The sequence below is a fragment of the Hymenobacter sp. HSC-4F20 genome, from assembly GCF_019599275.1.
In the GTDB taxonomy this organism is placed as follows: Bacteria; Bacteroidota; Bacteroidia; order Cytophagales; family Hymenobacteraceae; genus Hymenobacter.
In genome coordinates, this window is the sequence record NZ_JAHZTD010000001.1 from 1,024,867 (window position 1) to 1,049,862 (window position 24,996).

The following is a 24,996-nucleotide window of genomic DNA, read 5'->3' on the forward strand; positions in this document are numbered from 1 at the left end:
AGGAGGTAGCAGCCCAGGCACGGCAAAGGACCTCTTCGCGCCCCCGGAAAGCGTTTCTAGGCTTTCCACGAGCAGAAAAAGGTCCTTGGCTGTACTCAGCAGGCAGCGGGGTTAGCGGTCCATTCCTGCATCAATTTCAGATCAGATTAAAAGTCGTAGGTGACACCGGCCAGGACGTTGATTCCTTTCACGGGGTAGTTAAGGAATCTTTCGTATTTCTTGCCGATGAGGTTGTTGCCCAGAGCAAATATGGACAGATTTTCCATAATGCGGTAATCCCCGCGCAGATTCAGGTCGATGACGGCATCCGTCGGCCGGGAGCCACGGATCTTGGGCGAGAAGCCTGGATCAATGGGAGAAGCGGCCACCAAACCTGTTCCGTAGCTCGAACTATAGGTATACAACTCGGCTCCTAGCAGGAGCTTGTCGTAGAGGTTATACGTGCCGAACAGCACCGACTGGAAGGCCGGGCGGTGAAAGGCTTTGTCCAGCGTTTTCACGTTGTAGCCGTTGTAATCGGCCTTGAAACCGAGGCGAAATTGTTCGGCGGCGTTGTAAATAATTTCGCCGTGCACGTTGATCAGCTGAGTGGCCTTGGGGTCGTACACCAGGTCAAACTTGCTGGAGTCGCGGCGGGAGTTGTTGTAGAAGTACAGGTTCCGGTCGTTAGACAGGGTCACGCGGGCGTTTACCTGCAGGGCCCGGGCCGGGGTAGCATTGAAACCGAAGTAGAGGGTAGGCCCGCGGCGGGTGTCGGCCACGCGCACGTTGGGAGCCAGCCAGGGGTTCTCGGTGGTCAGGTCGTACATCGTCACGCGCTGGATGGCGCCGCCGAGGCCCGCAAAGGCCACGAACTTATCCTCCGTTACGGTGTAGGCGACGCGTACGGCCGGGTAGGCGTTGAACTGCCGGGCTTTGCCAATGGTGTCGCCGGTGTAGCCCAGGGTAGCGCCTACCGACAAGGCCAGTCGGTTCAGGGTCACCTCGTAGGCGGGTGTTACTTGCACGAAGGGCCGGCTCACGGTCAGGGAGTCCTTGTGAGAGAGGAACGACACGTCGCCGTTGATGCTCACGCGGCTGGTTTCGCCCAGGCGGTAGCCCGAACGCAGCGTAGCGTACACGTTGCTTTCCCGGGCCTGGTAGTAGTCGCTCCAGTAGTTGAAGCCCAGCCCGAAGTCGTACTGGAAGGCGGCGTCCTGGGCGCGGTTGCGGGCGTACACCTTGATGGCCGCACGCTTGAACACCTGCTTGATGCTGTCCTGGGTAGGCAAATCGGCTACGTTGCGGTTGTAGCCATAGAAGTTGTACCGCTCCCGGCCCAGGTCGATTTTGGCGCCCAGCGCCACGGGGCCGCTGTAGGTTTCCCCGTTGAGACCCAGGCTGGTTTGAGCCTGGCTGGAGTTCTTCTTGTCGATGGGGCCGCGGGAAGACGACAGGTGCTGGAAGTCGAGGCCGTAGGAGGCCGTTTCGGAGCGGGTGTTGTGCAGGTAGGCCCGGCCGTAGGCGGTGCCGTAGTTGCCCAGGGCGGCCTTGAGGTAGTTGCCCGTGAGCGGGGCCAACTCCTCCTGCCGGATGGTAAGTACCCGTACCGAGGGGTTGAGCTTATCGGCCGGCAGACGGAAGTCGGGGTAGGTGTAGCCGACAGCCTCGCCGGTTTTGGCCGGGGCTTCAATCTTCACTTTCTCGAAGTTGCGGGTGGCCTCGGGTAGCTCGTTTACCCGCTCCTTTACAATCTCAATTTCGGCGTCCTCAATCTTGCCGCGCGTCTTCTGCGCCCAGGCATCCGTAGCCGGAACGGTGGTAGTCAGCAGGGCCGCGGCGGCCAGTAGTTTATGCTTCATATAGGGTCGTGGGGACTTGGGGCTTTGGGTCCTGAATGATGCTCATAAGCTCATTCTTGCTTGACGCCCCTCTCCTATTATTTTCTGACTTTAAATGATTTACAACCTTTTTCCTGGATATGTACTTCAGGAAGATTCCACCGCAACCCGGTCCGCTCGTTGTGGACCGAGTTGCGGTGGGGTCGGCTACTCTTCCTGGGGTGAGGCCGTGGAGTTGGTTGTAGAATCGGTGGGCACGGCCTCGCTCGGCACCAGGGAACTGCGCACCGACGTTTTGCCGGTAGCAGGCTTGGTGGTGGTTTTACCGGTGGCTGGTTTGGTAGCCGGTGTGGTGGCTTTGGGCGCGGCTTTGGGGGTAGCGGGCGGGGTCTTGCCCGGCTGGGTTTTGGGCGCGCTCGGGGCCGGCGTGGCGGCCGGGTCAGCGGGCAGGGCAGCCAGGCGCTGCTTGGCGCCCTCCACGATTTCGGCTACCGGAAATTTGTTGTCGATGATGGAGTTGAGCGTGGCGCGGGCCTGGAAGATTTCGTTCTGCTCCTTGTACACGTCGGCAATCAGCAGGAAGGCCCGGCCCAGCCACAGGTCGTAGTTGGCAAAGTCGGAGTTGCTTTTGTAGGCCGCGTCCAGGGCTTCGGGGTATTTCTTCTGCTGGTAGAGCGCGCTGGCAATGAGGTACTGAGCTTCGGCCCCGCTCTCATCCTTGGCCGTGTTAGCCGCCGTAGTCAGCTCGCCAATGGCCTGCTCCAGGCTGCCGGCTTTGTAGCTGGCCTTGCCCAAATACAGCAGGGCCAGGTTGGTGGCGTTGATGGAAGCACCGCCCTGGGCCTGCAGTTCCTGCGCTACCCGGCGGGTGCCCTCCAGGTCGCCGGCCTCGTAGTAGCTCTTCATCAGCCCAATACCCGCGTTGGCTACCTCCCGCTTGTTCTGGGACACTTCGCGCAGACGGCTGTAATAGCGGGCCGCTTCGGAGTAGTTCTTGTTTTCAAACTCCAGATCAGCCACCCGGCCCACGGCCCGGTTCACGAACTCGCTCTTGCCTTCCTCTACCACGGCTTTCAAGCGAGGCAGGGCGTCGGCTTTGCGGCCGGTGCGCAGGTAGGAATCGGCCAGGAAGTAGCGGCCGTCGGCGGCCAGGGTGGTGTTGGGGTATTGCTGCAGGTAGCTTTCCAGGCGCGGAATGGCCTGGGCGTACTTCTCCGCCAGGTACAACGACTTGGCGGCCTCAAACTCTACGCTTTCGGTGGCCTTGCTGTCGGGGTTCTGCTGCTTGAACTGAGCCAGGTACTGGTCGAACTCCTCAGTTTTGCCCTGGGCCGACAGGCTTTCCTGCAGGCTATAGATGGCGCTGCCGGCTGCTTTGGTGCGCGGATACTGGCTGAGCACTCGCTTGAAGTCTTCGGCCGCTTTGGCGTGCTGCTCCAGGTTCTGGTAGGCCACGCCGCGCTTCTGCAGGGCCTGCGGAATCAGGAGGGAGTTGGGGCGGTTGGTAATCAGGCGGGAGAAGCCCTCCACGGCGGGCTGGAACGAGCCAGCCTCAAAATCGAGCTGGGCCTGCTGGTACACTGCGTCATCGGCGTAGCGCGAGGTAGGCGAGGTTTTCAGCAGGGTGCTCAAGGTGCTGCTGGCTTCCTCACGGCGGCCCATCAGCCCCAGCGTTACGCTCTTCTGGTAGTAGGCGTAGTCCTTGTCGGCGGCGTTGGCCTGAATGACTTTGTTATACTGATCCAGGGCCTGCTGGTACTGCTTGGCTACGTAGTAGGTGTCGCCGAGGCGCAGGGTCACGTCGTAGTAGTTCGGGTCGGCGGGCTTGGCTACCGGGTCCTGGAGCCAGGCCTGGAACTGCTGGCGGGCCCGGTCGTACTGCTTGGTATTGTAGTAGGCGTAGCCCAGGCCGTAGCGGGCTTTCTGGTCGAAGTCGGTTTCCGAAGCCGAGCCAGTGCGGGCTGTGCGCGCGGCGGCCGTGTAGGCCGTAATGGCGGGCTGGTACTGCTGGCCGTAGCTGTAGATTTCACCTTTCAGCACCTGAGCGGCGGCGCGCAGGGCCTCGTCCTGGGGGTACTTCAGGCTCTTGTCCAGCACGGGCAGCGCGTCCTGGTAGCGGTTGTTATTGTAAAGGGTAGCGGCCTGCAGGTAAGCCACGCGCTGGTAGGTAGCGTTGAGCTTCTGGCTCCGCTCGTCGAGGTTATCGAGGTAGTTGAGGGCCTGGGCGTAGTCGGAGGAGTTCAGGAAACTCTCGCTCAGAATGTCGTCGGCGGCCGCCTGGTTTTTGGAGCGGGGAAAACGCTTGGAGAAGTCGCGCAGGGCGGCAATAACTTCCTGGGTGTTGCCCAGCTCGTAGTTTACCTGGGCGTACTTCAGGGTCGCGTTTTCGGTGATAACCTTATCAAACGTCACCTTACGGGCCGCATCGAAGGAGTTCAGGGCCAGCGGCTTCTGGTTGGTTTTCAGGTAACTCAGGCCCAGGTGGTAGGCGGCGTTCTGGCCCAGAGAGTCGCGGCGGGCCGCTACCCCCTTCAGGCTACCAATAGCGCCTTTGAAGTCGCCCTGCTTGAAGTTGGCGTACCCTATTTTGTACTGCACCTTGGGGTCGATGCTCTTGCGGCCGGCGGCGTATTTATCGAAGTACTCGGCGGCCTGCTTGAAATCTTCCTTCTGGTAGTAGGCGTCGCCCACCAGCAGCTGAATTTCGTCGGCGCTCTGGGGCGGTGGGGTTTGCTGCAGGGCCTGGGTGCCGTAGGTAATCAGGCCTTCGTAGTCGCCTTCCTTGTAGTAAATCTGCGACATCACGGCCGGTACCACGGGCTTGTAGGCGTCGTTCTGCTCGGCCACGGCTAAGTCCTTGCGGGCCCCGGCGTAGTCGCCGGCGCGGTAGGCCAGGTAGCCGGCGTAGTAGGAACTGGCGTAGCGGTACTCGCTGGCCCCGGCCTTGTTGCGGTCGAACTGCAGCTTGGCCTTGTCGAATTCCTTCTGGGCAAAATAGGCGTAGCCGAGCTTGAACTCGGCCTCGGCCCGCTGGTCGTCGGAGAGGTTGTCGGGCCCTACCTTCTGCAGGTAGTCAATGGCCTTCACGTAGTCCTTCTTATCGAAGTAGAACTTGCCCAACTCGAAGTAGGCCTGGGCGGCTTTGGGGTGGGCCGGGTTGTTGGTGGCAAAAGCCAGAATGCGCGACTCCGAATCGGGGTGGAACAGGTACAGGCCCGACACGGCGTAGTAGTACTCGGCATCGGTGGTGCGGCCGGGGGCCAGCTCGCCGGTGCGGCGCTGGGTCTGGTCGAGGTAGCGCTGGAAGGCTTGCTGGGCCGCGCCGTACTTGCCGCGGTCGAAGAGTTCGAGGCCTTCCTGGTAGTGGCGTTCGTCGGCGGTGAACACCTGCGTTTGCTGGGCCTGCGCGGCCAGGGGGGCGGCAGCGGAAAGGGAGGCGGCCAGCGCCAGGCGGGGGAATAGTTTCATCAGAAAGCGTTACGCACAAGGGAGGCCGGCGCCGCCAGGGCACCGGGAATCAGCCAAAAGTAGCGAAAAGTTCGGCCGAGGTTGCCCGGAAACGGCCCTTTTTGCCGGTGGTAACGCGGTGCGCGGTCGGTTTGGTGTTCATAAGCGGATCGGCAGCTCAGGTTTCCCCTCTCGTCTCACCTTGTTGTCAACTGATTTTTAACGCGCCAAGGTGTAGTCCGCAGCAGTTATTGTGTAGGTGAACCGACTAGTATGCTCATTCAGGGCCTCCACTTGGTATTGATTCAAGGCCAATAGATTACGCAATGGCAGGCACTGGCTGCCGGTCTGCTGTGGCTGGGGGCAATAGTGCAGCAACTGCTTCCCGTCCTGGAATAGCAGCCGAACGGAATCACCCTGCGAAGACAATTCAGGATGAGCAATATTACCCGCCCCACCATAGCTGACACGCTCTACGCTTGTGGTATTAGGCAACCCCAGAATCAAGGGCAACCGCTGCCGGTTGCTGGTGCTGTATATTTTCAGTTCAAGGTCGTAGCCGGATTGATTGCTAATGATAAAAACACCTTTCTGTTCCTCATCCACCATTTTTTGGCAAGCGCTTAGCATTGCTGCGCTTAAGAGAAGCAAAGTCCCGTAGTGCGAATACTTGTTCATCTTTATTTCCGGTAAAAATCAGAGCTAGTTACTTCCCTTACCAATAGCCGCTACTTAGTTGTTAGAGCGTGTTTGGACTGCTACTGGCGCCGCTAAATGTAGTGAAAAGCTCGACCGATTTTAAGTCGGTACGCGGCTGGTTTAGTGTAGAAAACCCGAGGATTCTGCCGTGATTGGGGAACTTGTTTCCTGTATAGCTCTATGCAACGGTTCTATTCTGCTTTGCTCGCCGGGCTTACCGGCCTCTGCCTCGGGGGGTGCTCCGCTCCTACTTTTCCTACCTCTGCTTACCCGCAAAACCCCGCCATTTCCGACGCACAGGGCCATCCGCGGGATTCGACGACGTTTTACTTTCCGGCGGCGGATTCATTGCATGCTAAGTATGTTCCTAAAAATAAATGGCCCGCTGTTCGATATAACACAGATATCAGGTTTGCTAACTGCGCTGGTACTTTAGAACATGCTTCCTACACGCTCACCTATTTTGAGGCTCCCGTTCTCTCCAACTATTACTTAGGAGCCGACATCGTACGTTTTCTCTGGCTGCGTTCCTTCCACCGGCCCGTACTCCTCACATTACGCCACACTTCGACTGGTGCAACTCTTCACACCCAGCTTTTGGATAAACCTCCCGGCTTTCAAACCCTGACCGTTTTGCATCCGAATAGCTTGCCCCCGACTGCTTCGGCCAAAAGACGGGCAGACGCTTGGAAGTACTATAACGAAACAATGGCTGACCCGGAGTTTCAACGGGAAGTTGCCGAAGGTAAACGCCGGGCCGGGCCAGTTAAAGCGGAAGAAACTACTGTAGCAGTTACGCCAGAGCAGTGGCAGCATCTGCAAGACTTGTTAACCCAAGCCAAGTTCTCAGGAATGTGTCCTTGCCAGCCTCAACCTGGTATGTTGGATGGCTCAGAATGGCTACTGGAAATTCACCAAGCCCGCGGCTACCATATGGTAGCCCGCCAAAGTCCCGAGGAGCGGGATGGCTTCCGGAAAGCCTGCGAATATCTTATCGATTTGAGTTCAGTGCGCAACGAGGAGCGGTACTAAGCCAAACCGGGCACTTGGGTGGTTCAAGGCAACCTTCCGTCTGCCGGGCGGCTCCCTTAGCCAACTCCCTACCTTCTTTCCATGCGTCTGTCCCTATACCTGCTCTGCCTGCTGAGTTTAGTTACTACCCCTCGTTTACTTGCTCAAACCTTGCTGCAGGGCACCGTGCTGGATGCGCAGACCCAGGCGCCGGTGCCGTTTGCCTCGGTGGGCGTAGCGGGCAAACCCCTCGGGACGGTGGCCGATGAGCAGGGCCGCTTCCGGTTTACTATCCCCACCGACCTAGCCGAACCCGTAGTTGTTTCGTGCGTGGGCTACCAGTCGGCCACCCGGCCTGCTGCTACGTTGCAGGCCGCCGGGCAGGTAGTGCGCCTGCGTTCCAGCGGCGTTAGTCTGGCGGCCGTGACGGTTCGGCCGGGCAAGGTGAAAACCAAAACGTTTGGCCGCACCAGCAGTTCCACGCTGATGGGGGCCAGCATGTACACCGAGGCCGGGTTGGTGAGCGACGCCCTGGCCAAAGAGCAGGGCACCATCATTGGCATTGATAAAGACTGCCGCCTGCGCGACTTCAACATGCACGTGGCCTTCAACCGCTTCAAATCAGTTAAGTTCCGGCTAAACATTTACAGTGTAAAAGCCGGCCTACCCGACCAACCCCTGCTCCGCCAGGATGTGCGCTTCGACGTAACCCAGCCCCGCGGCTGGGTGCGGGTGGATCTGTCGCCCTACCAGGTGCAGTTGCAGGGCCAGCGGGAGGTAGCCGTAACCATTCAGTGGCTGCAGAGTGAAGCCCAGGAAGGCACCCCGAAGGCCTTTGGGGTATCGGCGGTGCTCGCGCCGGGCCATAGCATCCTGACCCGCAACAAAAGCCAGGCGGCCTGGCAGCAGAAATCCGGTTACCTCAGCTTCTACCTCACCGCCGACTCCTACGGTGCCAGCAAAGCCGCACCCACTACCACCGTTGCCGCTGCTTACGAACTGCCCGACAGCCTACGGTATCTGCGCTACCTCGCAGCGCCCACCCTGCCTAACCTCACCAACCCCCAGCACTACGGCGAGAATTTGCAAGCGGGCCACTACGTAACCGTGAAGGGCGGGCGGCTGTACTACGAGCGGTACGGGAAGGGCACCCCGCTCCTACTCCTGCACGGCAATGGCCAATCCATTGCTGCCTTCCAGCGCCAGATCGGCGAGCTGGCTCAACATTTTGAGGTTATTGCCGTGGACACCCGCGCCCAGGGCCGTAGCCAGGACCACACCACTGCCAACTTCACCTACGACCTGTTTGCCGAGGACACGCGCCAGCTGCTCGACTCGCTGGGCCTACGCCAGGTAGATATCCTGGGCTGGAGTGACGGGGGCAACACGGCCTTGACGCTGGCGCTCCGCCACCCCGCGTACGTGCGTCGCCTAGCCGTCATGGGCGCCAACCTGTTTCCCACGCCCGAGGCCATTGAACCCAATTTCCTGGCGCTGCTGCGCCGGCAGCTGCGGGAAGAACAGCGGCTCCCCGCCCCAGATCTGAACCGTACGCGCTTACTGCGCCTCCTGCTGCAAGAGCCCCAGCTGACGTTTGCCGAGCTGCAAGGGGTAGCGGCTCCTACCCTGGTCATGGCCGGTCAGCACGACGTAATTCTGGAAGCGCATACCCGAGCCCTGGCGAAGGCGTTGCCCCAAAGCGAGTTAATTGTCTTCCCCAACACCACCCACTACGCCCCCCAAGAGGCCCCCGAGGCATTTAATAAATCCGTGCTGCGGTTCTTGCAGCAACGTTAGCCCTCTAGCGCTGCCCTACCCCTGGCGCACCAGCGTCACCTCGTCGCGGGTGAAGTCGAAGCGGCTTTTCTCAACGGGCGTGCGGCTGACGGCTACACGGGGCGGCTGGAGCTTCCCCTTGCGGCCGGCTTCAATCCGGGCCTCGCCGGTGATATCCAGGGTGGCTACTACCTCCTCGTTCAGGCGCAACTCCCACGAGCCGGGCTTGAGCGGACCTTCCAGCCGGCCAACCAGGAAGACTTCTTTCGGCGACATGGCAATGATGTCGAGCACTTGCATGGTGGGGGCTTCGGGCATGGGATGGGGGTAGGAAAAGAAAGAGGAAACAACAGGCCGGGGCAAGTTACGCGCCTCAGGTTAACCACCTGTCATTCCGACGCAGGAGGAATCTGGGGTTTCGGTTAAGAAGGTAACCAAGATCTTCCTGCGTCGGAATGACAGACTTATTCGAATAGCTCCAGCAGCTCTTGCTTTGAGAGGGTTTTCAGCAAGGCCGCGTCGGTGCGGATGAGGTCTTGGGCCAGCTCGCGCTTGGTTTGCTGGAGCTGCATGATTTTCTCCTCCACGGTGCGCGGGCAGATGAGGCGCACGGCCACTACCTTCTTGGTTTGCCCGATGCGGTAGGCGCGGTCGATGGCCTGGTTTTCCACGGCGGGGTTCCACCAGGGGTCCACCAGGTACACGTAGTCGGCCTCGGTGAGGTTGAGGCCGGTACCGCCGGCTTTCAGGCTGATAAGGAACACCCGCACCTGCTCGTTCTGCTGAAACTCCTGCACGGCCGCGGCCCGGTAGCGGGTTTGGCCGGTGAGCTGCTGGTAGGGAATGTCGTGGGCTTCCAGCATGGGCCGGATCAGGTCGAGCATGCCCACGAACTGGGAGAAAATGAGAATTTTGTGCTGGGGCGCGTGGTTCTGTAGCTCTTCCAGCAGCACTTCCAGCTTGGCCGAGGCGGCGCCGTAATCGGGTCCGTCGGGGAGCAGGGCGGGCGAGTTGCAGATTTGCCGGAGCCGGGTCAGGCCCTGGAGCAGGTGCATGTGGTCTTTGCCGAGCACGTCTTCGCGGCGGCCCAGTAGCAGGTTGCGGTAGTCCTCCTTGCAGGCCTCGTACACCCGGCGCTGCTCGGGGCCCATGTCGCAGTAGAGCACCATCTCGGTTTTGTCGGGCAGCTCGGGGGCTACCTGGGCTTTGGTGCGGCGCAGCACGAAGGGCCGGATTTTCTGCTGCAGGGCCCGGGCTTGGCTATCATCCTTGAACTTATCAATACGGGTAGCGAAGTGGGCCTTGAAATGGGCCCGGCTGCCCAGCAAACCCGGACAGGCAAACGACAGCAGCCCGTAGATGTCGTAGGTATTGTTCTCCAGGGGCGTGCCCGTGAGCACCAGCCGGTTGCGGGCCTGCAGGCGCCGCGCCGCCTTGTAGCGCTGTGAATCGGGGTTTTTAATGGCCTGGGCCTCGTCCAGAATCACGTAGTTGAACTGGTAGCTCTGCAGGGCGCGCACATCGGCCACCAGCGTGCCGTAAGTAGTCAGCACAATATCGTAGCCATCAAATACCGCCGCGTGCTTGGTCCGGCTGGCTCCGTGCAGGGTATGCACCCGCAGCGTGGGCGCGAACTTGGCTACCTCGGCCTGCCAGTTAAACACCAGGGAAGTGGGCACTACGACTAAACTGGCGGCCCGCTCCCCCTGCTCGCGCTGGAGCAGTAGAAACGCCAGCACTTGCAGGGTTTTGCCCAGACCCATATCATCGGCCAGGCAGCCGCCAAAGTTGAAGGTATCCAGAAAATTCAGCCAGTTCAGCCCTTGGCGCTGGTAGTCACGGAGGGTAGCCTGCAGCCCCGCCGGCACGGGCGCTACCTGAATGCCGCCAAAATCGGCCAGGGCCGCCCGGTAGTCAGAGAGTTGGGCGCGGGCCTCGGGGGTGAGTTCTTCGGGCTGGTAGACCTCCTCTACGGCCGCGAAATTGACAGCGGGAGTGCGGAGCTGCTCCTCCACAACTTCGGCGGCGGCAAAGTAGCGGGTGAACTTATCGAGCCACTCCTGGGGTAGGATGCCGCGGGTGCCGTCGTCGAGGGTGACGTAGCGGCGCTGGTTACGCACGGCCTGGTAGAGCTGGGGCAAGGTGGCGTGCTGCTTGCCGAAGCGCACGCCCAGTTTGGTGTCAAACCAGTTTATTTCCCGGCTCACCAGCACCGTAATGTGGGCCTTGTGGGGGTTGAGGTTATTGCCCTTGAGTTGGTTGAAACCCAAAATGGTGATGCCCTGGGTGCGCCAGTCCTCAAACGCTTCCAGAAACCAGTCCTCATCCAGAAACTGCTTTTTCGGTACGTACAAGGCGTCGAGGTGGAGTTGCTCCTCGAAGTGGGGGTAGTGGCGCATCAAGGCTTTTAATAGCCGGGTTTCGGCCGCCGCGTCGCGGGCTACGGCAAAGGTCTGGCCCAGGGCGTCCGTGTCCTGAAGCTGCTTGCGCGACAGCACCGACACTTCCCGCTCGCCGTAGCGCATTACGGGCAGCACCTCTACGTGCGCGCCGGCCTCGGAGAGGTAGAGCAGCGGCTTGGGTTCTTCCTGGTACCCCCCCAGGGCCAGCTGCTGGGGCGTGGCAGTCCGCACGTAGGTGTAGTGAATGTGGAGCTTGTCTTCGAGTCCAGCCAGCACGTCCTGCTGAAACTCCGGGAACTTGCTTTGGTGCAGCAACAAGGTATTGCTGCGCTTCTTGAAAAACTCCACCACCCGCCACACGTCCAGGTCATCAAGCAGGTACAGGTCGTCGTGCAGGGCCACGAAGTAGTCGTAGCGAATGGTCACGTCTTTTAAATCCAGCAGCTGGTCCAGCACGCTGAGCTGGCCCGACACCCGGTAAAACTCGCCCTGCTCGGTCACCAGCAGGCGCAGCTCCAGCCGGGCCCGGTGCACCCGCACCGCCGCCACCGACTGGGCCGTGGGCTTCTCGCCCTGGGCCGCCTGGTGAGCGTATACTGGCAGTCCCAATGGGTTTTTCACTACCGCCCGCAGCGCCTCCAGGGCCTGGGTAGAGCGCTCCTCCTCGTAATTATGCTGAAAGCGGGCCAGACCGGTGTAGAACTTGAGCACCTCGGGGTCCGACACGCTCCAGATGCCATCCAGCGGGTTCAGGGTCGTCAGGGGGTTGCGAAGTTTGCTCGCGGCGGTAGTTTCCGCCTCGATGAGTTGCAGCGTCAGGTGGCCGTAGTAGCGGTGGCGAGTCAGCAGCACGGCGCGCGTGGCGGCGGGCTCGGCCGGGAGTAGCTGCCGTTTCTCGGGCAGGAGTTGGCGCACTAGTTCCTGCTTAGTAGCCGCCGTAAGGGGTAGCAGCTCCGGCTGCCGGGGCGTGATGCTGGTTTGCCCTTCGGTATAGGTTAGCTGAAAATGCTCGTCGAGGTTGGGTTGCTGCTCCAGCCCGTAGTCCCGCGCCACGGCCCGCAGCCGACTCTGGCGCAACGGAGCATCGAAGAAAATTCGCAGCTCCCGGCGCTGCACCAGGGCTAGCAGCACCAGGGCCTCGTGCGCGCACAACCGCCCTGCCGGGGCACCGCAGGTGCATTGCACCACCAAGTCCGTATTCTGGTCTACGGTAACCTCAGGCCCTACCCCTTCGCCCAGGCTAAACCTCCCGTAGTTTATCCTCAACTCTTCAGGAAGCACCGCATTCAGGGCCCGGCCCTCCGGCAGTATATCGGCGCCGTAGTGCTGTTCAATGATGGCGCTGGTTAGGTCCGGGAGGGTGAGCCTAGTGAAGATAAACTGGTGTTCGTAAAGTGGCTCCGGCGTGTTGGGCATTGCTCCGGCTTCGGTGGTCGGTGTAGAGACGCGACACTTCGCGTCTAGTCGTTGGTGTGGTTAGTTCTTTTGTCATTCCGACGCAGGAGGAATCTGGGTCAAGCCATGGGGAGGCTAACCCAGATTCCTCCTGCGTCGGAATGACAGCCAGTATCGGTTGTTCTGGCGCTAAGACACGAATACGCGTCTTTACAAATCAGTACCAGTGCTTCCTACCCCACATCGGCAGCCTTAATACGGGCATCAAAGCTGAATTCTTCCCGCCCTACTATCTGAATGCGCTTGAACTCGGGGTGGCGGCTGTTGAGGATGTAGTTGTGTTCCTGCGGAATGATGGACGAGGGCACCCGCAGCACCGCCGACTGGCGCGCCGTGTACCAGGCCGCGCCCAGGGGCTGACAGAGGGCGTAGCGGCTAGCCTTCTCCCAGTTTTTAGGCAGCTGAGCGAGGCCTATTTCTTCGATTGCCAAGTCATCGGGCACGTCAATCACCAGCACCCGAAACTGGTCGTTAAGGCCTTCCCCACTCCGGTGCACCACGTTTTCTAGGCAGGCCAGTGCCCGCGACGAGGCCGTGTAAATCACGAACTGGTCTTTGTAATTCCAGCGGGCGCGGTAGCCGGAGGCAAACAGGTCATCGGCGTATTTGGCCAGGCAGATGCGGTATACCAGCATACCCCGGGGCTACGATAAGTCGCCGTAGGCAATGCGGGTCAGCTCCTCGGCTACCAGGTCAATGCCGCCGCTGGTTTCCAGCAGCCGCAACGGCACCTCCTGGTCGAGGCCGTGGGCGGGCTTGTCCAGCCACCGCAGAAAAGCCGCCGCCTCCCCGAATACCTCCAGCCCCAAGTTGTAGAGGCTGATAATCTTCAGGGTTTTCTCGCTGCTAGCCACACTCAGGGTCTTCTTTTCCTGCGAGTACGTACGCAGGGTTTTCGTGGAAAGCTCGTAGATGGCTTCCAGCTCGTTGGCCTGCAGCTGAAAGGCTTCCGCTACCTCAAACGCCGTGGCGGCCGGCACCCCTTTGCGCGCTTCCATTACCAACGTAAACGCATCTTGGCCCGCTTGCCCCCAGGCTGCCCACTTCTTGCGCAGAGCAGCGGGCATGGTAGCGGTAATTTTAGGAGGATGAGCAGCGGCAGCCATAGGTGTGTTGATTTGACAGGTCGAACTTAGAGAAATTTTTCCGATTAACGCGGAAATTTTTCTTCGGGTTCGATTTATCGGCAGCCCTACCCCTCTCCCTTATATTATCCTGCCTGTTGGAAAAGCTGCAGGATTAGAGTCGTTGTTTCCTTCTCTAATGGCAACGTCCATTCAGTTGGCAAAGCAAAGGCTGAACTGCTGAAAAACGTTTGTGACATAGGAACACTAGCACCGTTGTACATATTCCTTACCATCTGTACTACTTCCGCAAGCGTTTCATCAGAACATTCATTTGAAACCACGATACCGCAGGCTCGGTCTGGAATGACTACTGAGTAGCCTGACGGAAATATTCTTTCAAGTTCATAGTGCAACAATACTTTACTGGAACTGATAGTGTCTTCGTCATTCAGAAAAGCAATCCATTCTGGCTGCCCCGTAACCACATTGTCTTTTCGGTATCGGTGGAAATAGGCCGACTGACGAACATTATCTAGTGCCTGTTGCTGCCAGTTCAAACCTGACTGGTTCAATTCATTATATCCGTCCCTATCCAAGTATACCATTGCCTCACTGTATTCGACCCAGCACAGGATAAACTCGTCATTCGGCAGTGGTAAATGCGGCAAGTCCCAAGTACTATTTTCAATGTATTCACGCGGAACAATCAGCGGGTGTAAGAATTCTGGCTTTATCATTTAGAGTATATCACCTTTATATATCCTTGCTAGAAAAACAGCGCGAAGCGGAAGCTATTCGCTACATCCCTACCACGGCGTGCAGGGGCACAGGGTGTAGAATCAGCCACACCAGTTCCCGCAGGATTTCGCCGTCGGTCATGGAACCCGAGTCGATGCCTTTGCTTTGGGCGTCGGCTCGGCGGATGAGGCGGACAATGTCGCGGGTACGCTCGAAGGGGAAGACTTTCAGGCCGGTTTGGTAGTCGCGGCGGGCGTAGGCGTTGGCCAGGTTCAGGCGCTTCCAGTCGGCTTCGGTGGGGTTGGGCAACTGGTGCAGGGCCAGCAACCGCGAGAAGTAGTTGAACAGCAGCGTCAGGTTCGGGATGAGCGGGTTGTTCTTGGGGTTAGCCTCGAAGTAGAGCAGGATGCGGTTGGCCTTGAGCACGTCGCGGCGAATAAGCGCCGACTGCAGCTCGAAGATGTTGTACTCCTTGCTGATGCCTACCATACGCTGCACCAGGTCCTCGTCGATGCTGTGGCCCGGCAGCAGGTTGATGAGCATCTTATCGACCTCGTTCGTGAGCCTACCCAGCTCCGCCCCGATGTACTCAGCCAGCATGTTGGTAGCCTGGGGCGTAATCTGCTGGCCTTTCGAGCGCACGTAGTTCGTGAGCCAGGGCGCCACCTGGTTGTCGTAGAGCTTTTTGCTGGTGAGCAGCACCGTGCCAGCGGGTGCGGGGTTGTTTTTGTCGCCGGTGAGCAGCTTGCCCAGCTTCTTGCGGGCATCCAGGGTTTTGTGCTTGTAGCAGAAGACCAGCACCGTACTTTGCAACGGATTTTTGAGGTAGGCCTCCAGAAACGGCCACGCCTTTTCGGCTTCTAAATCGGCCACGGCCTGGGCTTCCTTCACGATGATGACCGAGCGCTCGGCCATCATGGGGAAGCGCTTGGCCTGGCCCAGGATGCCGGCCACGTCGGTATCCTTGCCGTAGAGTACCACCTGGTTAAAGCCCTTTTCGTGCTCCTGCAGCACCGTTTTTTCCAGCAGATCGGCTACCAGGTCAATATAGTACGGCTCCTCCCCTTGCAGAAAGTACACGGGCGCAAACTGCCGCTGCTGGAGCTGCTTCAGAATTTCGTCGGCGGTGAGGGTCACGCTCTAATTAGTAATTAAGAATTAATAATGAAGAATTGACCGACATCTGTCTGCTAGGCTCCTCTGTCATTCTTCCTCAACAAAGGTACGGGTAGCCTCTTACCTTTGCGGACTGCTTTGTGAGAATTAGCCGGCTGCTTGCCTACCCCCTCAGGGCAGGCGCTAGGCCACTGGCCTACCCCACCGGTCTAATTCTTCATTACTAATTTCTAATTACTAATTCCGCTTCACCCTTGGATTTAATAGAAGAACTGCGCTGGCGGGGCATGTTTCACGACATGATGCCGGGTACCGACGAGCACCTGCGCCAGAACGCGCCCATCACCGGCTACATCGGCTTCGACCCTACGGCGCCTTCCTTGCACATCGGCAACCTGGCTACCATTATGCTGCTGGTTCACCTGCAGCGGGCCGGCCACCGGCCCCTGGCTCTGGTGGGCGGCGCCACCGGCATGATTGGCGACCCCTCGGGCAAGTCAGCGGAGCGCAATTTGCTGGATGAAGAGGCCCTGCGCCGCAACCAGGCCGGCATCCGGGCTCAGCTGGAGAAATTTCTGGTGTTCGACGACTCGCCTACCGGCGCCCGCGTGGTGAACAACTACGACTGGTTCAAGGAGTTTGGCTTCCTGCAGTTCCTGCGCGAGGTAGGCAAGCACCTCACCGTGAACTACATGATGGCCAAAGACTCCGTGAAGCGCCGCATCAGCGGCAACGAGGAGTCGGGGGCTGAGGGCCTGAGCTACACCGAGTTCAGCTACCAGCTGCTGCAGGGCTACGATTTCTTCCACCTCTACAAAGAGCTGGGCACCACCCTGCAAATGGGCGCCTCGGACCAGTGGGGCAACATTACCACGGGCACCGAGCTGATTCGGCGCATGTCGGGTGGCGAGGGCAAAGCCTACGCCCTCACCGGCCAGCTCATCACCAAGGCCGATGGTACCAAGTACGGCAAGAGCGAAACCGGCACCGTGTGGCTGGATGGCTCCATGACCTCGCCCTACCAGTTCTACCAGTTTTTCCTTAACGCCGCCGACGCCGACGTGCCCCGCCTGATTCGGGTGTTCACGCTGCTACCCCAGGCGGAAATCGAAGCCCTGGAAGCCGAGCACGCCCAGGCCCCGCACCTGCGCACCCTGCAAAAAGCCCTGGCCAAGGACGTTACCATCCGGGTCCACGGCGAAGCAGCCTTCGAAGCAGCCTTATCGGCCTCGCAGGTGCTTTTCGGCGGCGGCGACCTGGCCACCCTCGACGAAGCAACGCTGCTGGACGTGTTTGCCGGGGTACCGCGCCTGGAAGTGCCGCGCGCCTCGCTGGCTGAGCAGAACGTTATTGGGCTGCTGAGCGAAGCCACCAATGGCGTTATTTTCTCGTCTAAAGGCGAGGCCCGCAAGATGATTCAGGGCGGCGGCGTAAGCGTAAACCGCACGAAAGCCACGCCGGAGCAACAAGCTATAGAAGTGCCGCTGCTGCTGGACCAGTACATGGTGGCCCAGAAAGGCAAGAAGAACTACTACCTGATCAAAGTAGTGTAAGTCCACCAGACGCTGCGCGAGGTCAAACCCCTGTTGCTCTTGGTAGCAGCAGGGGTTTACTTTTCTGGAATATCCAGAACGCCCCCATCTGCTGCCAGAGGCACCCAATTCGTTGGCCTCGTGCTGAGACCTGCCGAAAGGGTTGGGCCAACTTCGGGGGTAGGCGGAAACCCTTCCGGCGAAGCGAATGGCGCGGGCGTCAACTGACCGGACGGCATTAGCGGCCAGCCCGGGCGGCCAGCCTCCTACCCCGGTGCCAACAGAAAGGCCCCACCAGTATCTGATGGGGCCTTAGATGAAGCTATTACTACCGCAGAGGCTGCGGGGCCGAATTACTTCTTTTTTGCAGGGGCGGCTTTCTTAGCGGCCGGAGCGGCAGCCTTCTTAGCCGGAGCAGCTTTGGCCGGAGCGGCCTCGCCACCTTCGTTCTTTTTGTTTTGCACTTCGGTGCGGATGGTCTGGGCCATATTCTTCAGCTCCTGCATGCCCTTGCGCACGCGGGTGCCAGCGGCCGAGTTGCCCTTGTCGTAGAACTTCTCGAAGTCAGCTTCCAGCGACATCACGAGGTCTTTCAGTTGGCTAAAATTGCTCATTTTGGGAGGGGTTGTATGGTGTGGAAAAAGTGTTTAACCGGCCCTAATATACAGGGATTTCAAATACAAGCAAGTTGCCAAGTTTTTTTTTAAACCCGTTTTCGAGCCTGTTAGGGCACTTTTTATACGCAAACATCTCCACAATAGGTTACCTGCTTACTAGTATATTCTATAATTAATCCTAAAACAAAAAGCCGACCTCGTTGTAGAAGTCGGCTTTTGCATTTAGGGAGGGCCCGGTTAGTGTTGCAGCCCGGCAGGAATCTCCGCCTTGGAATATTGCCCGGTTCGCAGCTTCTCTTGCACGGCTTCGAAGGCCTTAATCGTGATAGCCACGTCGTCGAGGGTGTGGGCCGCTGTCGGGATGATCCGGAGCATGATAACACCCTTCGGAACCACCGGATACACTACAATTGAGCAGAAAATACCGTGATTCTCACGCAGATCGAAGGTTACTTGCGTAGCATCGGGGATTTGGCCTTCCAGCAGCACCGGTGTTACGGGCGAGGTGGTAGTGCCAATATTGAAGCCTTTTTCGCGCAAGCCGCTCTGCAGGGCCCGTACAATGGTCCAGAGGTTTTCCTTCAGCTCGGGGCGGGTACGCAGCAGCTCCAACCGCTTTAAAGCGCCCACTACAAGCGGCATGGGCAGGCTTTTGGCGAAAATCTGGCTGCGCATGTTGTAGCGCAAATATTCAATTACGTTCTCGGGGCCCGCTACGAAGGCGCCGATGCTGGCCATGCTCTTGGCGAAGGTCGAAAAATAAAGGTCGATACCGTCCTGTACGCCCTGTTCTTCGCCCGTTCCGGCCCCCGTAGTGCCCATCGTGCCGAAGCCGTGAGCATCGTCCACGAACAGGCGGAACTGGTATTTCTCCTTCAGGGCCACTACCCCGCGCAGGTCGCCCTGGTTGCCCGACATGCCGAATACGCCCTCGGTAATTACCAGAATGCCGCCGCCCGTCTCATCGATGATGCGCTGGGCGCGCTCCAGCTGTTTCTCCAGGCTGGCCATGTCGTTGTGCACGTACACGAAGCGCTTGCCCGCGTGCAGGCGCACCCCGTCGATGATGCAGGCGTGCGACTCGGCGTCGTACACAATCACGTCGTGGCGGCCTACCATGGCATCAATAATTGATACTACACCCTGGTAGCCGAAGTTGAGCAGCATGCAGTCGGGCTTCATCACAAACTCGGCCAGCTCATTTTCCAGCTGCTCGTGCAGGTTGGAGTTGCCCGACATCATGCGCGCGCCCATGGGCAGGGCCATGCCGTACTCAGCAGCCGCGTCGGCATCGGCTTTGCGTACTTCAGGGTGGTTAGCCAGGCCTAAATAATTATTCAGGCTCCAGGTGAGAACCTCTTTGCCGCGGAAAATCATGCGGGGCTTAATCTCGCCTTCCAGCTTGGGGAAAGTGAAATAACCGTGCGCGTAATGTGAATGGCTACCCAGCGGGCCGCGGTTGGCGGCAATCTTCTCAAATAGATCCACGAGGGAACGGGTTGAATGTGAAACGAAAGCGAGCAGCTAGGCCCAAGGACCTAACGCCCGAGTAATGTACAAAGTTATGGCAATCCGCAAAGGTAGCCGCTTTCGGTCTGCATCCAACCTCCACGAAAATGCCCGGAGGCATTTTCTGGTGCGCCCGGAATGGCGTTTCTTTGACGGTACAAATGCCAAACTGCTTGTTATTCTGAGCGCCGCTCAGCACAGCTTCTAGCTACTTCCTCTCCCACCCGCCTACTCTCTCACATGAAAAAAATCACCAAGCTGCTCGTTGCTAATCGGGGCGAAATTGCGTTGCGCGTGCTGCGCTCGGCCAAAGAAATGGGCCTGCAAACCGTGGCCATCTACTCCGAAGCCGACCGCAACGCCCTGCACGTACGCTACGCCGATGAGGCCGTGTGCGTAGGCCCGCCGGCCTCTAAGGACAGCTACCTGCGCGGCGACAAAATTCTGGAAGTCTGCCGCCAGCTCGGCGTCGATGCCATTCACCCCGGCTACGGCTTCCTCTCCGAAAACGCCGAGTTTGCTCGCCTGGTGAAGGAAGCCGGGCTCATCTTCGTGGGTCCTTCGCCCGAGGCCATGGACATCATGGGCGACAAGCTCTCGGCCAAGCAGGCTGTGAAGGCCTACGACATTCCGCTGGTACCGGGCACCGACGAGGCCATCAGTGATGTCGGCGAGGCCAAGCAGATTGCGGCTACGGTGGGCTTCCCTATCCTGATTAAGGCTTCGGCCGGCGGGGGCGGCAAGGGCATGCGCTTGGTGCACCAGGAAAGCGAGTTTGAGGAGCAGATGCAGCTGGCCATTAACGAGGCTACCTCGGCCTTCGGCGACGGCGCGGTGTTCATTGAGAAGTTCGTGACCGGGCCGCGCCACATCGAAATTCAAGTGCTCGGCGACGAGCACGGCAACATCGTGCACCTGTTCGAGCGGGAGTGCTCCATTCAGCGCCGCCACCAGAAGGTGATTGAGGAAGCCCCCTCGTCGGTGCTCACGCCCGAGCTGCGCGCCGAAATGGGCCGTTGCGCCGTGGATGTGGCCCGCGCCTGCAACTACACTGGGGCCGGCACCGTGGAGTTTTTGCTCGATGACCAGCGCAACTTCTACTTCCTGGAGATGAACACGCGCTTGCAGGTAGAGCACCCCGTCACGGAGCAAATCACCGGCCTCGACCTGGTAAAGGAGCAGATCAAGGTAGCCCAAGGCCAGCCCCTCTCCTTCCGCCAAGAAGATTTGCAGATCAACGGGCACGCCCTGGAGCTGCGCGTGTACGCCGAAGATCCGCAGAACAACTTCCTGCCCGATATCGGCACGCTCACGACCTACGTGCGCCCCCAGGGCCCCGGCGTGCGGGTAGATGATGGCTTCGAGCAGGGCATGGACATCCCGATTTACTACGACCCCATGATTGCCAAGCTCGTCACCTTCGGGGCTACCCGCCAAGAGGCCATCGAGCGGATGCTGCGCGCCATCGACGAGTACCAGATTACCGGCATCGAAACCACCCTGGGCTTCGGCCGCTACGTGCTCCGGCACCCCGCCTTCGTGAGCGGCAACTTCGATACGAACTTCATCAAGGACCACTTTACCCCCGAAGTCCTGAAACCCGCTGCCCCAGACGAGGCTACCGCCAAGCTCGCTGCCGTGCTCACGGCCATGCTCCTGACCGAAAAGAAAGCCCCGGCAGCCGCTTCGGATGCGCCGGCTACCACTACCGGCTCAGCCTGGAAGCGGAACCGGTTGGGCGTGCGGTAGAAGAGAATGTGTAAATGAACAGAGCCCGATTAATTTAGTCGGGCTCTGTTCGTTTGTAGCAGTAAGGCTTCTGCTTGGGAAAGCGCACATCCCGGGTACGGCCTAGTGCTTACCTTCGCTTATCCGAGCTGTATTTCTCTTGATTCTTCGCCACATCCCCCACTTTATTCTGCAATATGAACAGCACCTACGCGTGCTGCGCCTAGAGTGGGCACCTGGCAGTCAAGTGGCAAATCTGCAAATCAGCGCGCATACGCTCATGCTACTGATACGGGAGCTCCGCGTACGGTGCCTATTAATTGATATGAATACGGTGCCCGACCTGCCAGTTGCCGACCAGCTGTGGCTAGGCGACCATTGGATGCCGGCTTTGGTGGCGTCTGCACTTGAGCGGTTAGTGTTGGTAATTGACAGTAGCCAAGTACACAACCAACTGGCCATTGACGCGCTGCACGACTTAGTGCAGCCAGCTATTCGCTTCGATTCGCAGTATTTCTCTGATTCGGAGTCGGCTTTGCAGTGGCTTACTGACGAGTCGGCACTGGTAATATCGTTGGAAGCGGAATGGAGTGCCCGCTACACTACTACGCCAGGTTCTACGGAGCCTGGAGCTGGCTAGCGCACTGATTTTACTTAAGACGGACCCCTACTTTCATCAAATCAGCTCCGTTATTTCGCGCACGCCCAGGGGCCGCTCGCGGGTGAAGCCTTCCCCGAACTCTACCCCAATCAGGTGGCCGAACTCGCGGGCGCGGGCTTCCATAAAGTTGCTGAACACGGGCGTGGAGAGGTAGGTGGTGGGCTCGGTGCTGGTGGGGTCGTGGAACTGGGTGCGGTAGGCCTGAATGCTTTCCCACTTTTTAGGCCAATGGGCCGAAATGTCGACCACGAAGTCGGCCGGAATCTGGCGGTCCTGGATGTAGTGGAACACCAAGCGGGGGCGCCAGGGCTGCTGGGGCTGCCCGTCGTCGCCGGGGGTTTCAATCATGCGCAGGCCTGCCAGAAAGCACGATTCCGAAACCAGTTGGGAGCCGCGGCCGTGGTCAGGGTGCCGGTCGTGGATGGCGTTGCAGAGCACCACATCGGGCTGGTAGCGGCGCAGGGCGGCAATTACGGGCAGCTGGTGTTCCCGGTCATTACGAAAAAAACCGTCGGGCAAACCCAGGTTTTCGCGGGCGCTCAGGCCCAGGATACGGCTGGCCGCTTCGGCTTCCTGGGCGCGGGTAGCGGGCGTGCCGCGGGTGCCCAGCTCGCCCCGGGTCAAATCGACGATGCCGATTTTCTTGCCGGCCGCGGCAGCTGCCAGCAGCGTGCCGGAGCACGACATTTCTACGTCGTCGGGGTGAGAGCCGAAGGCCAGGATATCAAGTTTCATGCGGTAAGGGGAGAAAACAGAGAAGCTGCCGGAATTTCGGCGGCCATGCCCTAGTCAAGGTAAACGCGGCATAGACGGCAGCAAAAGTACAAGGTTACGGGGCTTTTACGGGGGAGCAGGGCACTGGGAGCAGCCCAACTGAAAACCCAGGGACACACCCGGAAGTTATTCAACCCGATTTACGACCGGTAACTTGCCACCGGTCCGCACCTTTCACCAGCGGCGCACGGGCGCCCCTACCCCCTCATCCTATGGAATACAGACAACTAGGCCGCTCGGGCCTGCGCATCCCAGTCCTGAGTTTCGGCACGGCCACCTTCGGGGGCGGCAACGAGTTTTTCAAAGCCTGGGGCAGTACCCAGGTCGAGGAAGCCCGGCGGCTGATCGACATCTGCCTGGAAGCGGGCGTTACCCTCTTCGACACGGCCAACGTGTACTCCCAGGGCATGTCGGAGGAAATTCTGGGCAAAGCCCTGGAAGGCCGGCGCGGCGAGGTGTTGATTTCAACCAAGGCTACCTTCCCCATGGGCGACAACCCGAATGGCTACGGCTCTTCGCGCCAGAATCTGCTCAAAGCCTGCGAAGACAGCCTGCGCCGCCTCGGCACCGACCACATCGACATCTACCACATGCACGGCTTCGACGCCCACACGCCGGTAGAGGAAACCCTGCGCGCCCTCGATGACCTCGTGCAGAGCGGTAAGGTGCGCTACATTGCCTGCTCCAACTTCTCGGGCTGGCACCTGATGAAGTCCCTGAGCGTGTCGGAGCGCTACGGCTGGGCCCGCTACGTAGGTCACCAGGCCTACTACTCGCTGGCCAACCGGGAGTTTGAGTGGGAGCTCCTACCCCTCGGCCTGGATCAAGGGGTAGGCACTATCGTTTGGAGCCCCTTATCGGCCGGCCTGCTGAGCGGCAAAATCCGTCGCGGCCAGTCCATTCCCGAGAGCAGCCGCCTGGCCCAGGGTGGCGGCCAGGGCCCCAAAGTACCCGATGAGCTGCTGTTCAACATTATTGATGCGCTGGATGAGGTAGCTGCCGAAACGGAGAAAAGCGTGGCTCAGGTAGCCCTGAACTGGTTGTTGCAACGCCCTACGGTAGTGAACCTCGTCATTGGGGCGCGCAACGAGGAGCAGTTGCGTCAGAACCTGGCCGCCGCGGGCTGGAATCTTACGCCCGAGCAGATAGCCAAACTGGATGCCGCCAGCGACACACCGCCCATCTACCCCTACTGGCACCAGCGCAATTTCCCCATGCTGCACCCGAAGCTGGTATAATGGATAACAACCCCGAACGGTAGCTCTCGGCTTCGTTACGGGTTTCATTGCTGATTACTGTATCAAATCGGCAGCAATCGTTCAAGGAAACGCGAGGCGGGAGCTAGGCCTTACTACCGCAAACGCCCCGCTGAGGTCTTACCTCGGCGGGGCGTTTGCTATCTATCTTGGTTGGCAGGCGACTTATTTAATCCGCAGGGTCCGGCCGGGGCGCAAAGTGCCTACGTTGCCGTTTAAGCGCCGTAGCTGGCTTTGAGAAACACCGTATTTCTGGGCTATTTCCGACAGTGTATCGCCGCTGCGGATGCGGTGTGTGACGGTACGCCGAGCTGCTGTGGGCTTGCCGCTGCTGCTATGGCTACTACTGCTGGTTCCGCTGCCGGCACCCGGCACGCTCCCTCCCCGGTAGCGCAACGACTTGCTATAGTAGGCAAATAAGGCCGAAGTAATCTGGAAGTTATCCTTAATCAACCGGTAGTCAGGAAAGTCATACATGCGCTCCGGGTCAATGGGGTTGCCTTCGTAACGGACCTCGAAGTGCAGGTGCGAGCCGCTGCTGCGTCCGGTGCTGCCGCCCCAACCTATCAGCTGACCGGCCTTCACGAAGGTACCCGGCGTTACCAGCGTCTTCTGCATGTGGCCGTATAGCGTTTCAATGCCATTGTAGTGGCGCACCAGAGCATAGTTGCCGTAGCCTGAGCCGTCCCACTTCACAATGCGCACGACCCCATCGAAAGCCGCTTTCACCGAGTCACCCGTTTCCAGGTCCAAGTCCACGCCGTAGTGCCAGCGGTAGCCCCGGAACCCGAAGTCGGAAGTGATAGGAGTGCGATTCAGCGGCATTTTGGCATAGCGCTGCTTTTCCGGCTCCGTCAGCTTCAGATTGAGCGTGTCCTTAATGCGCCGGCCATCCACCCGGTACGGGTTGATGTTATGAGTATCCCAGATGGCGTAGTAGCCCGCCACCTGAATCCAGCTGGAGTCAATCTGCACTTCCTCCTTCACCTCCACGATATGCTGCTCCCCTTCGTTGAGCGTAGTAGTATCCTCGCTGACGATGGAGAGCTTTTTAGCTGGATTAAAGAAGATGGACTTGGCCGCGTCCGAGCCTTCATCGGGCAGTTCTTCCGTCTCGATGAGGACGGTGGTATCGGGCCGCACGTAGCGGATGGTGGGGGACTTGATGCGGAAGAAATCTTTCCGCTTGCCCGCCGAGCCAGCTTTTGCCTTAGGCTCTGGCACTTTGCGCCGCTGGGCCAGCAGCTGACCGGGCAAGCCAAGAAACAGCCCGATCAGTAGCAGCGGCAGCAGCCAGTGTTTTACAAAATTCAGCAAGAGCGAAAATTTAATGAGTGAATAAGTAAATGAGCAGATAAGTGAATGAAAGAAGTAGCAGGCTCAACGTT

18 protein-coding genes and 1 pseudogene are annotated in these 24,996 nt (G+C 59.4%); 6 read left to right on the top strand and 13 right to left on the bottom strand.

Annotated elements, in window-relative coordinates:
- Window positions 1-146 precede the first annotated feature (146 nt).
- The 3 genes from K3G63_RS04415 to K3G63_RS04425 form a co-directional block, all read right to left on the bottom strand.
- Window positions 147-1,841, bottom strand: coding sequence for a hypothetical protein (locus K3G63_RS04415; protein WP_220612865.1), 1,695 nt, complete (start codon window positions 1,839-1,841; stop codon window positions 147-149).
- Between the two features lie 186 nt (window positions 1,842-2,027).
- The gene (locus K3G63_RS04420) at window positions 2,028-5,288 is read right to left on the bottom strand and encodes a tetratricopeptide repeat protein (RefSeq protein ID WP_220612866.1); all 3,261 of its coding nucleotides are present in this window, start codon (window positions 5,286-5,288) and stop codon (window positions 2,028-2,030) included.
- 198 nt (window positions 5,289-5,486) lie between these two features.
- Window positions 5,487-5,945, bottom strand: coding sequence for a hypothetical protein (locus K3G63_RS04425; protein ID WP_220612867.1), 459 nt, complete (start codon window positions 5,943-5,945; stop codon window positions 5,487-5,489).
- 201 nt (window positions 5,946-6,146) lie between these two features.
- Between K3G63_RS04425 and K3G63_RS04430 the strand changes: the two genes are divergently transcribed.
- On the top strand, window positions 6,147-6,998 hold the full coding sequence (locus K3G63_RS04430) for a hypothetical protein (RefSeq protein WP_220612868.1): 852 nt from the start codon (window positions 6,147-6,149) through the stop codon (window positions 6,996-6,998).
- Window positions 6,999-7,079: 81 nt separating this feature from the next.
- Window positions 7,080-8,774, top strand: a complete 1,695-nt coding sequence (locus K3G63_RS04435) for an alpha/beta fold hydrolase (RefSeq protein ID WP_220612869.1) — start codon at window positions 7,080-7,082, stop codon at window positions 8,772-8,774.
- Window positions 8,775-8,789: 15 nt separating this feature from the next.
- On the opposite strand, the gene K3G63_RS04440 is transcribed toward K3G63_RS04435, so the two are convergent.
- The 6 genes from K3G63_RS04440 to holA form a co-directional block, all read right to left on the bottom strand.
- Window positions 8,790-9,071: a hypothetical protein gene (locus tag K3G63_RS04440; protein ID WP_220612870.1), complete on the bottom strand. Its 282-nt coding sequence runs from the start codon at window positions 9,069-9,071 to the stop codon at window positions 8,790-8,792.
- Between the two features lie 146 nt (window positions 9,072-9,217).
- Window positions 9,218-12,571: a DEAD/DEAH box helicase gene (locus tag K3G63_RS04445; protein WP_220612871.1), complete on the bottom strand. Its 3,354-nt coding sequence runs from the start codon at window positions 12,569-12,571 to the stop codon at window positions 9,218-9,220.
- A gap of 212 nt (window positions 12,572-12,783) precedes the next feature.
- Window positions 12,784-13,245, bottom strand: coding sequence for an RES family NAD+ phosphorylase (locus K3G63_RS04450; protein WP_220612872.1), 462 nt, complete (start codon window positions 13,243-13,245; stop codon window positions 12,784-12,786).
- Between the two features lie 9 nt (window positions 13,246-13,254).
- A complete protein-coding gene (locus K3G63_RS04455; protein ID WP_259404258.1) occupies window positions 13,255-13,716 on the bottom strand; it encodes an MbcA/ParS/Xre antitoxin family protein in 462 nt (153 codons plus the stop codon).
- Window positions 13,717-13,820: 104 nt separating this feature from the next.
- On the bottom strand, window positions 13,821-14,414 hold the full coding sequence (locus tag K3G63_RS04460; RefSeq protein WP_220612873.1) for a hypothetical protein: 594 nt from the start codon (window positions 14,412-14,414) through the stop codon (window positions 13,821-13,823).
- A 61-nt stretch (window positions 14,415-14,475) separates the two neighbouring features.
- Window positions 14,476-15,552: a DNA polymerase III subunit delta gene (gene holA, locus K3G63_RS04465; protein WP_220612874.1), complete on the bottom strand. Its 1,077-nt coding sequence runs from the start codon at window positions 15,550-15,552 to the stop codon at window positions 14,476-14,478.
- A gap of 233 nt (window positions 15,553-15,785) precedes the next feature.
- Here holA and tyrS point away from each other — a divergent pair, with 233 nt between their 5' ends.
- Window positions 15,786-17,084 (top strand): tyrosine--tRNA ligase, encoded by a 1,299-nt coding sequence (tyrS, locus tag K3G63_RS04470; RefSeq protein WP_220612875.1) that lies wholly within the window; start codon window positions 15,786-15,788, stop codon window positions 17,082-17,084.
- Window positions 17,085-17,503: 419 nt separating this feature from the next.
- On the opposite strand, the pseudogene K3G63_RS04475 reads toward tyrS, so the two are convergent.
- Together K3G63_RS04475 and K3G63_RS04480 are read right to left on the bottom strand one after the other, a co-directional pair.
- Window positions 17,504-17,677: pseudogene (locus K3G63_RS04475) on the bottom strand (histone H1); the annotation flags it as partial.
- 240 nt (window positions 17,678-17,917) lie between these two features.
- Window positions 17,918-19,168, bottom strand: coding sequence for an aminotransferase class I/II-fold pyridoxal phosphate-dependent enzyme (locus K3G63_RS04480; protein WP_220612876.1), 1,251 nt, complete (start codon window positions 19,166-19,168; stop codon window positions 17,918-17,920).
- Window positions 19,169-19,429: 261 nt separating this feature from the next.
- Between K3G63_RS04480 and accC the strand changes: the two genes are divergently transcribed.
- Together accC and K3G63_RS04490 are read left to right on the top strand one after the other, a co-directional pair.
- The gene (gene accC / locus K3G63_RS04485) at window positions 19,430-20,938 is read left to right on the top strand and encodes an acetyl-CoA carboxylase biotin carboxylase subunit (protein ID WP_220612877.1); all 1,509 of its coding nucleotides are present in this window, start codon (window positions 19,430-19,432) and stop codon (window positions 20,936-20,938) included.
- Between the two features lie 304 nt (window positions 20,939-21,242).
- Window positions 21,243-21,557: a hypothetical protein gene (locus K3G63_RS04490; RefSeq protein ID WP_220612878.1), complete on the top strand. Its 315-nt coding sequence runs from the start codon at window positions 21,243-21,245 to the stop codon at window positions 21,555-21,557.
- Between the two features lie 36 nt (window positions 21,558-21,593).
- On the opposite strand, the gene bshB1 is transcribed toward K3G63_RS04490, so the two are convergent.
- Window positions 21,594-22,313, bottom strand: coding sequence for a bacillithiol biosynthesis deacetylase BshB1 (bshB1, locus tag K3G63_RS04495; protein ID WP_220612879.1), 720 nt, complete (start codon window positions 22,311-22,313; stop codon window positions 21,594-21,596).
- A 251-nt stretch (window positions 22,314-22,564) separates the two neighbouring features.
- Here bshB1 and K3G63_RS04500 point away from each other — a divergent pair, with 251 nt between their 5' ends.
- Entirely contained in the window at window positions 22,565-23,590 is a 1,026-nt protein-coding gene (locus tag K3G63_RS04500; protein WP_220612880.1) for an aldo/keto reductase, read from the top strand.
- A gap of 183 nt (window positions 23,591-23,773) precedes the next feature.
- Here the strand turns inward: K3G63_RS04500 and K3G63_RS04505 are convergent, their stop codons facing one another.
- Window positions 23,774-24,925, bottom strand: coding sequence for a M23 family metallopeptidase (locus K3G63_RS04505; protein ID WP_259404259.1), 1,152 nt, complete (start codon window positions 24,923-24,925; stop codon window positions 23,774-23,776).
- Between the last annotated feature and the right edge of the window lie 71 nt (window positions 24,926-24,996).